14 protein-coding genes are annotated in these 13,892 nt (G+C 65.3%); 7 read left to right on the forward strand and 7 right to left on the reverse strand.

Going from position 1 to position 13,892, the window contains the following annotated elements:
* Positions 1 to 17: 17 nt before the first annotated feature.
* From LDO13_RS13490 to glmS, 3 genes are all read right to left on the reverse strand, one after another.
* Entirely contained in the window at positions 18 to 1,532 is a 1,515-nt protein-coding gene (locus LDO13_RS13490; RefSeq protein ID WP_224047226.1) for an NAD(P)H-hydrate epimerase, read from the reverse strand.
* A 63-nt stretch (positions 1,533 to 1,595) separates the two neighbouring features.
* On the reverse strand, positions 1,596 to 1,943 hold the full coding sequence (locus LDO13_RS13495) for a holo-ACP synthase (RefSeq protein WP_024366340.1): 348 nt from the start codon (positions 1,941 to 1,943) through the stop codon (positions 1,596 to 1,598).
* A 4-nt stretch (positions 1,944 to 1,947) separates the two neighbouring features.
* A complete protein-coding gene (gene glmS / locus LDO13_RS13500; protein WP_224047227.1) occupies positions 1,948 to 3,840 on the reverse strand; it encodes a glutamine--fructose-6-phosphate transaminase (isomerizing) in 1,893 nt (630 codons plus the stop codon).
* Between the two features lie 143 nt (positions 3,841 to 3,983).
* Between glmS and coaA the strand changes: the two genes are divergently transcribed.
* Positions 3,984 to 4,949 carry a type I pantothenate kinase gene (gene coaA / locus LDO13_RS13505; RefSeq protein WP_224047228.1) on the forward strand — a complete coding sequence of 322 codons (966 nt, stop codon included), beginning with the start codon at positions 3,984 to 3,986 and terminating at the stop codon, positions 4,947 to 4,949.
* A 13-nt stretch (positions 4,950 to 4,962) separates the two neighbouring features.
* On the opposite strand, the gene LDO13_RS18650 is transcribed toward coaA, so the two are convergent.
* Positions 4,963 to 5,298, reverse strand: coding sequence for a hypothetical protein (locus LDO13_RS18650; protein WP_346347019.1), 336 nt, complete (start codon positions 5,296 to 5,298; stop codon positions 4,963 to 4,965).
* Between LDO13_RS18650 and LDO13_RS18655 the strand changes: the two genes are divergently transcribed.
* Entirely contained in the window at positions 5,291 to 5,854 is a 564-nt protein-coding gene (locus LDO13_RS18655; protein ID WP_346347020.1) for a M15 family metallopeptidase, read from the forward strand. The genes LDO13_RS18650 and LDO13_RS18655 overlap by 8 nt on opposite strands.
* Before the next feature lie 119 nt (positions 5,855 to 5,973).
* Positions 5,974 to 6,381 carry a large conductance mechanosensitive channel protein MscL gene (gene mscL, locus LDO13_RS13515; protein WP_224047230.1) on the forward strand — a complete coding sequence of 136 codons (408 nt, stop codon included), beginning with the start codon at positions 5,974 to 5,976 and terminating at the stop codon, positions 6,379 to 6,381.
* Between the two features lie 61 nt (positions 6,382 to 6,442).
* On the opposite strand, the gene glmM is transcribed toward mscL, so the two are convergent.
* The gene (gene glmM, locus LDO13_RS13520) at positions 6,443 to 7,804 is read right to left on the reverse strand and encodes a phosphoglucosamine mutase (RefSeq protein WP_224047231.1); all 1,362 of its coding nucleotides are present in this window, start codon (positions 7,802 to 7,804) and stop codon (positions 6,443 to 6,445) included.
* Between the two features lie 196 nt (positions 7,805 to 8,000).
* Between glmM and LDO13_RS13525 the strand changes: the two genes are divergently transcribed.
* From LDO13_RS13525 to LDO13_RS13535, 3 genes are all read left to right on the forward strand, one after another.
* Positions 8,001 to 9,239, forward strand: coding sequence for a bifunctional glycosyltransferase family 2/GtrA family protein (locus LDO13_RS13525; RefSeq protein WP_224047232.1), 1,239 nt, complete (start codon positions 8,001 to 8,003; stop codon positions 9,237 to 9,239).
* A gap of 182 nt (positions 9,240 to 9,421) precedes the next feature.
* Complete coding sequence (locus tag LDO13_RS13530; RefSeq protein WP_224047233.1) at positions 9,422 to 11,200, forward strand: glycosyltransferase family 39 protein; 1,779 nt, start codon at positions 9,422 to 9,424, stop codon at positions 11,198 to 11,200.
* A gap of 28 nt (positions 11,201 to 11,228) precedes the next feature.
* Positions 11,229 to 11,825, forward strand: coding sequence for a hypothetical protein (locus LDO13_RS13535; protein WP_224047234.1), 597 nt, complete (start codon positions 11,229 to 11,231; stop codon positions 11,823 to 11,825).
* Between the two features lie 83 nt (positions 11,826 to 11,908).
* On the opposite strand, the gene rpsI is transcribed toward LDO13_RS13535, so the two are convergent.
* Positions 11,909 to 12,418: a 30S ribosomal protein S9 gene (gene rpsI / locus LDO13_RS13540; protein WP_224047235.1), complete on the reverse strand. Its 510-nt coding sequence runs from the start codon at positions 12,416 to 12,418 to the stop codon at positions 11,909 to 11,911.
* 36 nt (positions 12,419 to 12,454) lie between these two features.
* Positions 12,455 to 12,898, reverse strand: coding sequence for a 50S ribosomal protein L13 (gene rplM / locus LDO13_RS13545; RefSeq protein WP_224047236.1), 444 nt, complete (start codon positions 12,896 to 12,898; stop codon positions 12,455 to 12,457).
* 294 nt (positions 12,899 to 13,192) lie between these two features.
* Between rplM and LDO13_RS13550 the strand changes: the two genes are divergently transcribed.
* Positions 13,193 to 13,858, forward strand: coding sequence for an A24 family peptidase (locus tag LDO13_RS13550; RefSeq protein ID WP_224047237.1), 666 nt, complete (start codon positions 13,193 to 13,195; stop codon positions 13,856 to 13,858).
* The last annotated feature ends 34 nt before the right edge of the window (positions 13,859 to 13,892 follow it).

Here is a 13,892-nt window from a genome sequence, read left to right on the forward strand (position 1 = left end):
CTTATGTGCGTTCTTGGTTACATCGCCCTCAGCACCTCGGGAATCGTTTCCGCGATGCCGCTGGCATTGACGGGCCCGCCAGCCGAAGCGAGGCTGCCCGCGCGGCCGTGGACGCTGGCCGCCATCGCCGCGATCCCGGCCCAGCGGTCCTCGGCCGGGACGCCCACGGAGTCGAACACGCCGGGGACTTCGGCCAGTTGTGCCAGCAGGGAACCGAGCACACCCGCCAGGACGTCGCCGCTGCCGGCCGTTGCCAGCCAGGGGGTGGCCTCGGCCTGGCTGAAGACGGCCCCGGAGGGCGCCGCCACCAGCGTGGTTGCGCCCTTGAGCAGGACGGTGGCTCCGGTCAGCTCACTAGCCCGCCTGGCTGCGGCGAGGGTGGCGTCCTCGACTCCGGTGCGGCCGGGGCCGGAGCCGTATCGCCCCAGCAGCGCAGCCAGTTCGCCGGCATGCGGCGTCAGCACGAACCTGGAGGCGAGGTCGCGGGGCAGGGCAGGCAGAGCGCCGGCGTCAGCCACGACCGGCAGCCCGGCGGCCGCGGCCTCGCGGACGCGCTCCAGCTGCTCGTGGGCCTCTTCATCAAGGCCCGGGCCGAGGAGCCAGGCCTGGACGTGGGCCTCCGCGGCGCTGCCTGTTCCGCATACGACTTCGGGGCAGGAACGGCGGACCAGGTCGGCGACGTCGGGCGGCCCAAGGTAGCGCACCATGCCCACCCCGGACGCCAAGGCGCCGCGGCAGGCGAGCACCGCCGCGCCCGGGTACCGCTGCGAGCCGGCGACCACGCCCAGGACACCGCGGGAGTATTTGTGCGAGCGCCGCCCGGGACGGGGAAGCAGCACCGAAAGGTCCGCGGCTTCGAGCCGGCGGAGTGCCGGCTCGGGCAGGGCTGCCTCGATTCCGATCGGAATGACGTGCACGCGGCCGGCAAAGTCCGCCCCGGGATCGGCAAGAAGTCCGGCTTTGGCCGCCCCGAACGTGGCGGTCAGGTCCGCGCGGAGCACCGGAGCGAAAGCCTCTCCGTTATCGGCGTCCACTCCGCTCGGGATGTCGCAGGCAACCACAAGTCCGGAACGCGAACGTCCGAGCGCGTCGATCAGCGCGGCGGCCGGACCCCGGAGCCCGCCCTGCGCGCCCGTGCCCAGGACCGCGTCAATCACGACGTCGGCCTGCGCGGCGGCGGCCACAGCCTTCTCCGTATTATCCGGCGTCAGGCGGAGCACCCGGCCGCCCGCCTTTTCCAGGGCGGCGAGTCCGTCGGCGTGGGCTTCCCCCGCGGTGAGCACCGCCGTCGTCCGCATGCCGCGGCCGGCCAGCATTGCGGCCGCGAACAGCCCGTCCCCGCCGTTGTTGCCCTTGCCGGCGAGCACTGTGACGCTGGCGCCGTAAAGGCGCCCCCCACGGCGCCTGAGTTCCCGGACCACGGCGTTGGCCAGCCCGTAGGCGGCCCGCTGCATAAGAACGGCGCCCACACCTTTTTCCAGGAAAGGCCGTTCAGCCTCTCGTATCTGGGTTCCGGTGTAGGCGCTGATCATGGTTTCAGTCCATTCGCGGTGCAGTCGCTGCGGGAAGTCCGGTTCGGTCCGGACGGGTGGCGCTTAGCCCTCGGCGATGACCGTCGCCGTGGCGATGCCGCCGTCGTGACTCATCGAGAGGTGCCAGCGTTTGACGCCCTTCGACTCCGCGACGGCCAATACCGTGCCTTTGACCTGGACGGTCGGCCCGTTCTGGTCCAGACCGATCCAGCAGTCCTGCCAGTTCATGCCGGCAGGAGCGCCGAGGACCTTGGCCACGGCCTCCTTGGCGGCGAACCGGGCAGCCAGCGAACGCGTGTTCAGTTCGCGTTCCGCGGGGACGAACAGCCGGTCGCGCAGACCGGGGGTGCGCTCCAGCTGCCGGCCGAACCGTTCAATGTCTACGACGTCTACGCCAATGCCAACAATCATGGCGTTATTCTACGGTCACGCTCTTGGCCAGGTTGCGAGGCTGGTCCACGTCGTAACCCTTGGCGGAGGCCAGGGCAAGGGCAAAGATCTGCAGCGGAACGGTGCTGAGCAGCGGAGCCAGCAGGGTGGGGGTCTCCGGGATGTAGAAGACGTGCTCGGCGTAGGCCTTGACGGCCTCATCGCCCTCTTCCGCGATCACGATCGTCTTGGCGCCGCGCGCCCGGACTTCCTGGATGTTGGAGACCACCTTGGAGTGCAGCGAGTCGCGGCCACGGGGCGAGGGAACCACCACGAACACGGGCTGGCCTTCCTCGATCAGCGCAATCGGGCCGTGCTTGAGTTCACCTGCAGCAAAGCCCTCGGCGTGGATGTAGGCGAGCTCCTTGAGTTTGAGCGCGCCCTCCATCGCCACCGGGAAGCCGACGTGGCGGCCCAGGAACAGCACGGACTTGGCGTCCGCCATGGATTCGCCGAGCCCCTTGATCTGGGCCTCGTTGTCAAGGATCTGCTGGATCTTGGCCGGGATCTTGTTGAGGTCCGCCAGGATGTCCTTGATCTCGCCCTGGAACTTGTTGCCCCGCAGCTGGGCCAGGTAGAGGCCCAGGAGGTAGGCGGCGGTGATCTGCGCCAGGAAGGCCTTGGTGGAGGCGACGGCGATTTCCGGGCCGGCGTGCGTGTACAGCACGGCGTCGGATTCGCGCGGGATCGTCGAGCCGTTGGTGTTGCAGATCGAGACCGTCTTGGCGCCCTGTTCCTTGGCGTAGCGGACGGCCATCAGCGTGTCCATGGTCTCGCCCGACTGGGAGATCGAGACGATCAAGGTGTTGTCGTCCACGATCGGGTCGCGGTAGCGGAATTCGTGGGAGAGCTCCACCTCGGTGGGGATCCGGCACCAGTGCTCGATCGCGTACTTGGCGACCTGTCCGGCGTACGCGGAGGTTCCGCAGGCCAGGACGATGATCTTGTCGACGTTTTTCAGCAGTTCCGGATCTACCCGAAGCTCATCGAGGGTCAACCGGCCGTTGATGTCCGAGCGGCCCAGCAGGGTCTGCAGCACGGCGTCCGGCTGATCGTGGATTTCCTTTTCCATAAAGGACGGGAAGCCGCCCTTTTCCGCGGAGGCCGGGTCCCAGTTGACGTGGTATTCCTTGCCTTCGGCCGGTGCGCCGTAGAAGTCCGTGATCTCCACGGAGTCGGCGGTGATCGTGACGATCTGGTCCTGGCCAAGTTCGACGGCGCGGCGGGTGTAGTCGATGAAGCCGGAGACATCGGAGCCGAGGAAGTTTTCGCCGTCGCCGAGTCCGACGACCAGCGGGGAGTTGCGGCGGGCGGCCACGACGACGTCGGGCTGGTCCGCGTGCACGGCGAGGAGGGTGAAAGCGCCCTCAAGGCGCTGGCAGGCGAGCTGCATGGCCTTGGTGAGGCCGCCATTGGCGGAGTCGCCGTGAAGTTGGTTCCGGTAGATGTCGCCCAGGAGCGCGGCCGCGACCTCGGTATCGGTTTCGGACAGGAACGTCACGCCCTTGCGCTTGAGTTCCAGTTTGAGTTCGGCAAAGTTTTCGATGATGCCGTTGTGGATTACGGCCAGCTTGCCCTCATCGGAGAGATGCGGGTGCGCGTTCTGGTCCGTCGGGCCGCCGTGGGTCGCCCAGCGCGTGTGACCGATGCCGGTCAGCGATTCCGGCAGCGGGCTGGCCTCGAGCTCGGCAATCAGGTTGCTCAGTTTGCCGGACTTCTTGCGGGACGAGATGGTCCCGTCGGCCACAACGGCAATTCCCGCGGAGTCGTAGCCCCGGTACTCCAGGCGCCGCAGTCCCTCAAGGACAACGTCCAGGGCATTGTGTCCAGTATTTACCCGGCCAGCGGAGTGGCCCACATATCCAACGATTCCACACATGGACTCAAGCCTAGCGGGTTTCCCCGAGTGGGGACGTAGGATAAGCGCACACAACGTGCCGCCTGCGGACCGTGTGGCTTTCTCTGCCGCCCGGCTGGGCAGCCTATTTCGCTCTCGGCCCGGCGGAGGGCAGAATCTCTAGGGTGACTTTGCAACGCAATGAAGCGAACGGCGACGGAGGCTCCCCGTTCGTGGAGCTGGACCGACAGACCTGGTCCCGGCTCGCTGCCCAGATGGAGCAGCCCCTGAACCAGGAGGACGTACTGCGCCTCCGCGGCCTCGGCGATCCCCTGGACATGAAGGAAATCCGCGAGGTCTACCTCCCGTTGTCCCGCCTGCTGCACCTGTATGTCGAGGCGGCCGGCCAACTCCATGCGGCAACCACCACCTTCCTGGGCGAGCAGACCCAGCGCACACCGTTTGTGATCGGCGTCGCCGGGTCGGTGGCTGTGGGCAAGTCGACGATTGCCCGTGTGCTCCGCGAGATGCTCCGCCGCTGGCCCGGCACCCCGAATGTTGAACTCATCACCACGGACGGCTTCCTCTACCCGCTGGCCGAACTCAAGCGCCGCCAGCTGCTGGAACGCAAGGGTTTCCCAGAGTCCTATGACCGCCGCGCGCTGCTCCGGTTTGTGAGCGAAATCAAGGGCGGCGCAGAGGAAGTCCGCGCCCCCTGGTACTCCCATGTGACGTATGACATCGTCCCCGGGAAGGAAGTGGTGGTACGCCGCCCCGACGTGCTGATCGTCGAAGGGCTGAACGTCCTGGCACCGGCCCGCCCCCGGCATGACGGCCGGCAGGGGCTGGCCCTGAGCGACTTCTTCGATTTTTCCATCTATGTGGATGCCAAAACGTCCTACATCGAGGAGTGGTATGTGGACCGCTTCCGCAAACTGCGGACCACGGCGTTCGCCCAGCCGGAGTCCTACTTCCACCGTTACGCCACACTCTCGGACGCCGAGGCGGAACGGACGGCCCGCGAGATCTGGAAGCGCATCAACGAGCCCAACCTTGAGGAAAACGTGCTGCCCACCCGCGGCCGTGCGCAGCTGGTGCTCACCAAGGACGCCGACCACTCCATCCGCCGCATGCTGCTGCGCAAGGTTTAGCACAGGTGAGCTACTACGGGTCCGCGGAACATCCGGAGGCGCCGGATTCAGTCAATCCCACTCCCAGCAGGCGGGTCTTCGGCCGCCTGCTGTTGGCGGGGTCCGGCCTCGCGGCCCTGAGCGCCTGCTCCCCTGGGACCGTCCGGCCGACGTCGTCCGCCGCTGCGGCGCCCCCTGCGACGACTTTCACTGCCACGCCGTCTGCCACGGCAAGCGCCACGCCGTCCGCGGAGCCTTCGCCGGGCAGTGCCGCGGCGACAGCGCCAGGGACCACGCCGCCGCCCTCCGCTGCTGCAGCGCCCCGGCACTCGCTCACCGACCCGGCGAGCCCGTGGGTGGTCGTGAACAAACACCGGCCGCTCTCCCCCGCCGCCTATGTGCCGGCCGATCTGGTGCAGCCGTCAGTCCGGCTCGCCGTGTCCGGCGAAGCGGCGCTGCTCAACAGCACGACGGCGGCAGCGGCGGAGAAGATGTTCGCCTCCGCCGCGGCCAGCGGAGTCGTCATCACGCTCGCGAGCGGCTACCGCTCCTTCAACACCCAGATCGGCACCTACAACAAGTGGGTGCAGGCGGAGGGGCAGGCCGCGGCTGACACCGCCTCCGCGCGGCCCGGCTATTCGGAACACCAGACCGGCTGGTCCTTCGACATCGGCGACGGCAGCGGGAGGGACAGCTTCACTCCCGCGTTCGCCAACCAGCCGGCAGCGGTCTGGGCGAAGTCCAACGCCCACTTGTTCGGCTTCGTGGTCCGCTACCCCTGGATGTTCCACGGGATCACCGGCTACTACTACGAGCCGTGGCATCTGCGCTACGTGGGAGTGGAAGCGGCCGGCGAGATGAACACCAAGGGCATCGCCACCCTTGAGGAGTACTTTGGGTTGGAAGCGGCGCCCGCTTACAAATAGCGGCGCCAGGGTCCGATCTGCCCGCAACGGGCGGTGCACGCTTTGTCACTCACCGACACCGAGCCCAGAACTTACCCCCGCGACACAGGGTGTTCACGCGGCTGGGCTAGGTTGGGGGCATGCTGAACGGATTCAAGAGCTTTATTCTCAAGGGCAACGTCGCGGACCTTGCCGTCGCAGTCGTCATCGGCGCCGCCTTCGGCGCCGTGGTAACGGCACTCGTTCAAAGCGTCCTCATGCCTCTCATCTCAGGTCTGGTAGGCGCGCCCAACTTCGACAGCTTCGCCGTCGTCACCCTGAACGGCAACGACATAAAGTTCGGCGTGCTGCTTACCGCGATCGTCAACTTCCTGCTGGTCGCGGCCGCCATCTACTTCGTTGTGGTTGTGCCCATGAACCACATGATCGAACGACGCAACCGCCGCCTCGGCATCAACCCGGACGTCAAGGAAGAGGCTGCCGAGGATCCGCAGATCGCCCTCCTGACCGAAATCCGTGACGCCCTTCGCGCGGAGCGAACGCTCTAGCAGCAAGAAAAACGATGGCGCGTCCCGGTGGGGCGCGCCATCGTTTTGCGGTCAGCGGGCCTCAGTCTGCGACGAGTTCCAACGCCAGCTCGGTCCGGACCACCTGGGCAAGGCGCTCCGCGACGGCTTGGGCGCTCTCCTGGGATGCTGCCTCCACCATGACGCGGACCACCGGTTCCGTACCGGAGGGGCGCAGGAGCACACGGCCGGTATCGCCGAGCTCGGCCTCGGCGAGGGCTACAGCCTCAGCCACCGTTTCATCGCCCTTGACCCGGGTGCGGTCCACGCCCCTGACGTTGATCAGGACCTGCGGAAGTTTGGTCATTACCGCGGCCAGTTCCTTCAGCGGACGGCCCGTGAGTGCAACCTGCGCTGCAATCTGCAGGCCGGTGAGAACGCCGTCACCCGTGGTGGCATGGTCGGCAAAGATTACGTGGCCGGACTGCTCTCCGCCGAGGTTGAAGCCGCCTTCACGCATCCCTTCCAGGACGTAGCGGTCACCCACGCCGGTTTCGCGCAGGCTGATGCCGGCTTCCCGCAGGGCGATCTTGAGTCCGAGGTTGCTCATCACGGTTGCGACTAGGACGTCGTCCTTGAGCTTGCCGGAAGCTTTCAGGGCCACGGCGAGGATGGCCATGATCTCGTCGCCGTCCACTTCGCTGCCCTCGTGGTCCACCGCAAGGCAGCGGTCCGCGTCGCCGTCGTGCGCAATGCCCAGATCGGCGCCGTGTTGCAGGACGGCTTCCTTCAGCGGCCCCAGGTGAGTGGATCCGACGCCTTCGTTGATGTTGAGGCCGTCCGGTTCAGCGCCGATGACAATGACGTCAGCGCCGGCATCCTTGAAGACCTGGGGGGAACAGCCGCTCGCCGCGCCGTGGGCGCAGTCCAGTACGACCTTAAGCCCGTCCAGGCGGTGCGGGAGAGTGCCGAGCAGATGGACGATATAGCGGTCCTCGGCATCCGAGAACCGTTGGATCCGGCCGACTTCTCCCCCGACCGGGCGGAAAGGCTCCTTGCCGAGCTGTTCCTCGATGGCGTCTTCCACATCGTCCGGAAGCTTCTGGCCGCCGCGGGCAAAGAACTTGATGCCGTTGTCCGGTGCGGGGTTGTGCGAGGCGGAGATCATCACGCCGAAGTCCGCATCCAGGTCGGCCACGAGATAGGCCGCGGCCGGGGTGGGAAGCACGCCGGCGTCGTAGACGTCGATCCCGGAGCTTGAGAGCCCTGCTTCCACGGCAGCCGCAATGAACTCACCGCTGGCGCGGGGGTCCCGGGCAACCACGGCACGCGGCCGGGTTCCATCGGTATTGCGGTCGTGGCCAAGCACGACGGCGGCGGCCTGCGCCAGCTGCAACGCCAGCTCCGCAGTCAGCAGGCCGTTCGCCAAGCCTCGGACACCATCTGTTCCAAATAATCTAGCCATCGGGTCAAGTTTAGTCGACGCGGCGGCCGCCGGTGGGACGGCACCTCGAGCCGAGGGGATTCGAGCGTGCTGATGTGGATGTTCAGGGGCCTCACGGCGGCTTTAGGGACGCCGACTACTTGGTTTTGCATTCCCGTGTACTCTATTTTTCGAAAACACTCGCCAGCTAATCAGGCAGCCGTTTAGGCTTCCACGCATGACACCTAGCTCTGGGGGCTTGGCGCTCGAAATCGTGGTACCGGTCTTTAATGAACAATTGGTACTCGAAAACAGCATCACAAAGCTCGCGACGTATTTATCGCAGGAAATGCCTTCGACGTGGCAAATCACAATTGCGGACAATTCCAGTACGGATAATACCGCCGCTATAGCGACGCGGCTGGCCGCGCAATTGCCCAACGTTGCCTATCGAAGGCTTGACGTTAAAGGACGCGGCTTCGCTTTGCGGGACGCCTGGAGTGCGTCTTCGGCAACGGTCCTGGCCTATCTGGACGTGGACCTTTCAACCGATCTAGCCGCGCTGCCGCCGTTGGTGGCACCCTTGCTTTCCGGTCATTCGGATATTTCCATCGGCACCAGGCTGGGGCAGAGTTCCCGGGTCAGCCGGGGGCCTAAGCGTGAGTTTATTTCCCGGTCGTACAACTATCTGCTCAAGCGGACGATGCAGGTGAGGTTCTCCGACGCCCAATGCGGGTTCAAGGCCATCCGCGCCGACGTTGCCCGGAAGCTGCTCCCGCACGTCGAGGACAACGGCTGGTTCTTTGATACGGAACTGCTGATTATTGCGGAGCGCTCAGGCCTCAGGATTCACGAAATCCCGGTGGACTGGATTGACGACCCGGACAGCCGGGTCGATATCAGGCAAACTGCGGTGGATGATCTGCGGGGCCTGGTCCGTGTGGCGGGTTCGCTGGTCCGGGGAACAATACCGGTCCAGGCCATTTACGCGGAACTGGGCCGCCGGCCCATCGTCCCACCGGGGCGTCCGAGCTTCTTCGGCCAGGTACTCCGCTTCGGATTAGTGGGCGCGGCGTCCACCATAGCTTTTGCCTTGCTTTTCCTCGCCCTGCAGGGGCCCTTTGGCGCGCAGCAGGCCAACTTCCTGGCGCTGCTTCTGACTGCCGTTGGCAATACCGCCGCCAACCGCAGGTTCACGTTTGGCATCCGTGGTCCAGCACGGCTCTTCACCCAGCAGTTTCAGGGACTTGTGGTCTTCCTGCTGGCGTGGACTATTACTTCCTCCTCGCTGATGGTTCTTCATGCCGTGAATGTCGACGCGGCTCCGAGTCACGAACTCCTGGTGCTGACCGGTGCCAACGTCCTGGCGACTCTTCTCAGGTTCGTCCTTCTTCGGGTCTGGGTGTTCAGGGTCCGGCGTGACGAAAGCCAACTCCTCGGTATTCCGCTCAAGCCTTCCCAGGCACCAGTATTGTGAGGCCGGTGCAGAGCAGCGCAGCCAGCCCAGATAGGACCATCGAGCCGCCCAATGACATCCGAGGCGTTTTCACCTCGGTGTCCGCTCGAATCAGCTCAGCTGCAAGAAGGACCTGGCGGGGCAGGGAAGTCCGGCCGAGGTGGGAACGGCTCGCGATTCTCGCGTTGTTGGTGTGCACGTCCATGTTGTACATCTGGAAACTCGATCAAAACGGCTGGGCCAATGCTTATTACTCCGCAGCAGTGCAGGCTGGCCTGGACAACCCGACCGCCTTCTTTTTTGCGTCCTCGGACTGGGGAAATTCAATATCCGTGGACAAACCGCCCCTCAGCCTGTGGGTCATTGGCGCCTCTGTCCGTGTGTTCGGGCTAAACCCCTGGGCGGTTCTGCTCCCGCAGGCGCTCCTGACGCTCGGCAGCACGTACCTCGTCTATGCGCTCGTTCGCCGAAGCTTCCCGGCCTATTGCGCCCTGTTGGGCGCTTCGATCTTTGCCTTCACTCCCATCACGGTTCTGATGGCCCGTTACAACAACCCCGATCCCCTGATGATCTTCCTGATGTTGCTGGCGGTTTATGCCGGGGTGCGGGCCACTGAGAACGCCGCACCGCGGTGGCTCCTTCTTGCCGCCGTCCTGCTGGGTCTTGGTTTCATGGCAAAGCAGCTCCAGGCCTTCCTGGTCCTCCCGGCGGTTGTCTTCGCGTTTCTGGTCTTCGTGCAGATGCCTTGGCGAAGACGAATCTCTGCCCTGGCGGCCGCTGGAGCCATCCTCGTCGGGGTTTCCTTGGCGTGGCCTCTGGCCGTAGATCTAACGCCGGCCGATCAGCGTCCGTTCGTGGGCGGGTCCACGAACAACAGCGTTCTTGAGCTAACCCTCGGCTACAACGGCATTAATCGTGTGATCCAACACGAAGCTGACCCGACCGCGGCGCTGCTTCCACCGGAGATCCGCGGCAACGGCTCAGACTCGGGCTTCTTCAGGCTGCTGAATCAGAACACTGGCCAGGAAATCGGCTGGCTTCTTGCCCCCGGGCTCCTAAGTGCCTTGGTGATCATTTGGCGGCTCCTTCGTCGGGAATTCAACAGGCCCCAGTCGATACTGGCCGGCAGCGCCGCTGTCTGGATGATCACCACGTACGCGATGCTGAGCTTCATGGGGAACAGCTTCCATTCCTATTACACTGCCTCCCTCGCTCCCCCGCTGGCCCTATGCTGCGCCATCGGAGCCTTCATGATGTTCGAGGTGCGCAAGAAAGCGACGGCGCGCCTCCTTGTGGTGACCGGGCTGCTGCTCAGTGCGATTTGCTCCTACGCCATGTGGCGGCTTGGAGTCGCTTTGCCACTGGAGCTCGGGACAGTGATACTTGTCGCCGGCCTTATTTCGGCCGCATTGCTTGCGGCGCCTGCACCATGGCCGAACCTGGAGCGGATCGCAGGAGCAGTGGCTGTTGGCGGCCTGCTGATTGGTCCGGTCGCGACTGCCGTGATCACGGCTGGGGCCCCCCAGTCCGGTTCGAACCCGCTGTCGGGAAGCATCACCAAAGCCGAGAACACGCTGAGTCACTTCCTACGCGACGCCAAGACGGGTGAACCGGCCTGGGTGACGGGACTGGCCATCGGCCACGCTCCGAACGCGACGGTGACCGACGCCCTCGTAGCCTCCGATCCAGGATGCACCTGGGCCGCAGCCACGTATCCCGGGCAGACAGCTGCGCGTTTCCAGCTCGCGACCGGGCGGGCGGTCCTGCCACTGGGCGGATTCGCGGCACTCGATCCGAGTCCGACGCTCGAACGGTTCCAGGAATGGGTAAGGTCGGGCCGGGTTTGCTACTTGGTGGAACAACCGGCCCAGCTTGAGGTCCCTGGCAACAGCATGGAGCTCATGGCCATTCAGGCGTGGGTCCGGGAGAGCTTCACGCCACAGGATTTGGGCGGAACCACGGTCTACCGGCTCGCGCCCTGAGTGCCCTGGCCACCATCGAGGAGGAATCTTGACCGAGAAGACCCCGCCGGGACCGCAACCGCTGGGCGGCTGGCCCCAATCCGGCCAGGGCGGCTACCCGCTGCAAGGGCCCAACGGCCCAGCCCCTGGCAGCGAGCCGCCCTACGGGCCGCCCCGGGCCTACGTCCCGCCAGGTTACGGGCAACAGCCGTATCCGCCCCAGCAGGACCAGTACCCGGGGCCACCCTACTCGCACCAGCCCTACTTCCAGCCCGGCTGGGTTGCACCACCGCCGCCGAGAACTGGTGTCCGCACCGCCTCTGGCGTCCTGACAGTGGTGCTGGGCACGTACCTGCTCATGTACGCCGTCGTGGGCGTCGGCGGCGGCAAGGGAGGCATGGCATCCCTGCTGTTCCTCCTGGCCCTGGCTTGCCTGACCGCGGGCATCCTCGTCCTATCCCTGCGACTTAACAAGGGCGTCCAGGTGTTGGCCCTCGCCTGCTCGGTTGTGGCCGCGCTGTTCGCGCTCATCGCCCCGGCCGTCGGCTACTACGGGATTGTGCTGCCCGCCACGCTTTTGCCGCTGGCCGTCGCCGGCTGCATTCTCTCCAGCATCGGTCTGTCCCGGGAGCACCGTCCCGCCTGACCCGGCTCCAGGGACCCCGCACGGGCATTAACGGCGAAAGCCCGCCCCGCCACAAGGGCGGAACGGGCTTTCGGTAAGCGGATTTAGCGCTTCGAGTACTGCTGAGCCTTACGGGCCTTCTTGAGACCAGCCTTCTTGCGCTCGATGACGCGGGCGTCACGACGCAGGTAACCGGCCTTCTTCAGGGTGGCGCGGTTGTTCTCGGTGTCGATCTCGTTCAGTGAACGGGCGATGCCGAGGCGCAGGGCACCGGCCTGGCCGGAGATGCCACCACCGTGGATGCGGGCAATGACGTCGTAGGCGCCATCAAGATCGAGGATCTTGAAGGGCTCGTTGACGTCCTGCTGGTGCAGCTTGTTCGGGAAGTAGTTGGCCAGCTCGCGGCCGTTGATGGTCCACTTGCCGGAACCCGGCACGACGCGAACGCGTGCAACAGCTTCCTTGCGACGGCCAACTGCAGCGCCGGCAACGGTCAGTGCCGGGCGTTCCTTCTTGGGCGCTTCTGCTTCCGCAGGACCGCTTTCCGAGGTGTAGCTGGTCAGGTTTTCCTCAGCCACAACGGCCTCGGTGGTCAGTTCTTCGTTCTGAGCCACGATTCTCCTTGATTAAAAGTTGGTTGGTGGCCAGGACTACTGGGCGACCTGGGTGATTTCGAAAGTCTTGGGCTGCTGGGCGGCGTGGGGGTGCTCTGCACCCTTGTAGACCTTCAGCTTGCCCAGCTGCTGTGCAGCGAGGGAGTTCTTCGGGAGCATGCCCTTGATGGCCTTCTCCACGGCGCGGACCGGGTTGGATTCCAGCAGCTCCGCGTAGGTGACGGAGGTCAGGCCGCCCGGGTAACCGGAGTGGCGGTATGCGCGCTTCTGCTCCAGCTTGGCGCCGGTGAGGGCAACCTTTTCAGCGTTGATGATGATGACGAAGTCGCCCATGTCCATGTGGGACGCAAAGGTGGCCTTGTGCTTGCCGCGCAGCAGGATTGCGGTCTGGCTGGCAAGACGACCAAGGACAACGTCGGTGGCGTCAATGACGTGCCACTGGCGGTTGATATCGCCGGGCTTCGGGGTGTACGTACGCACGGTGTTTGCCTCGTTCTTGTTCTGGCGTTCTTGTTTTAGGCGTCACTCGAAGGTGCACCTACTATCTATGCGCTACCGGAACAGAGGTGAGGGCTCCATGTAACCAGTCATCCTGAGGTCTCGAATGTGCACGCTTGGTAGTCATCCTGCAACCGGATTCCGAAGCGGGCACGCATCATCGAGAAGGACACGCACAACGACTACCAAGAATAGCCGATGACGTGTCACTGGGTCAAAATGGGGTGACCGGATGCATCCTGCCCGCCCCCGGCCCGCCGCATCCCAGGAGGAACCGTGTTCGACACCGCCGCCGCTGGCTCCGTAACACCGCTGTTTATTGCCGGGATCGGGCTGGCCGGCATGGGTCTGGGGCTCGTGGCAGACGCCCTCGTCCGGCGCGCCCTCCCCCAGCTGGCCGGTGACGCCTCCGGGCGGGAGCGGATTACGACGGCGGCGGCCTCCTTTGCCCTATCGGCCCTGCTCGCCTGGCGCTTCGGTGCTACGCCCGAACTTCCCGCCTATCTATTACTGGCAATCGTCGCCATTCCGCTGGCGCGGATCGACATTGTGCACCATCTACTGCCCAACCGACTTGTAGGCCCCCTTCTGGCGGCCGGCTTTGTCCTCTTGGGCAGCGCCGCGCTGGCCGCCGGAACTGCCGGCGACGTGCTTCGCGGAGCCGCGGGGTCCGCAATCTTGTTCTTTTTTTACTTAATCTTGGCATTGACCAGTAGAAACGGCATCGGAATGGGCGACGTGAAGCTCGCCGCACCACTTGGACTGTACTTAGGCTACCTAGGCTGGTCGCAGCTCTTCTATGGAGGAGCCCTGGCCTTCGTGGCGGGGGGCCTCGCAGCCGCCGTTCTGATCGCCAAGAACCGCGGAAACAAGCCTAAAGAGGTTGCCCACGGGCCGTCGATGCTCGCGGCAGGACTAGCCGTCATCGTACTCCTTCCGTAACTCCAGTAACTGGCGCCACTCTTGCGCTCAGTAG

Origin of the sequence: Arthrobacter sp. NicSoilB4 (genome assembly GCF_019977335.1) — a bacterium.
Lineage (GTDB): Bacteria > Actinomycetota > Actinomycetes > Actinomycetales > Micrococcaceae > Arthrobacter.

Coding starts and splice junctions, on each gene's coding strand:
- LDO13_RS13495 (WP_024366340.1), bottom strand. CDS start 1,943: ATGATTGTTGGCATTGGCGTAGACGTCGTAGACATTGAACGGTTCGGC.
- LDO13_RS13490 (WP_224047226.1), bottom strand. CDS start 1,532: ATGATCAGCGCCTACACCGGAACCCAGATACGAGAGGCTGAACGGCCT.
- LDO13_RS13525 (WP_224047232.1), top strand. CDS start 8,001: ATGACACCTAGCTCTGGGGGCTTGGCGCTCGAAATCGTGGTACCGGTC.
- glmM (WP_224047231.1), bottom strand. CDS start 7,804: ATGGCTAGATTATTTGGAACAGATGGTGTCCGAGGCTTGGCGAACGGC.
- mscL (WP_224047230.1), top strand. CDS start 5,974: ATGCTGAACGGATTCAAGAGCTTTATTCTCAAGGGCAACGTCGCGGAC.
- glmS (WP_224047227.1), bottom strand. CDS start 3,840: ATGTGTGGAATCGTTGGATATGTGGGCCACTCCGCTGGCCGGGTAAAT.
- LDO13_RS13530 (WP_224047233.1), top strand. CDS start 9,422: ATGTTGTACATCTGGAAACTCGATCAAAACGGCTGGGCCAATGCTTAT.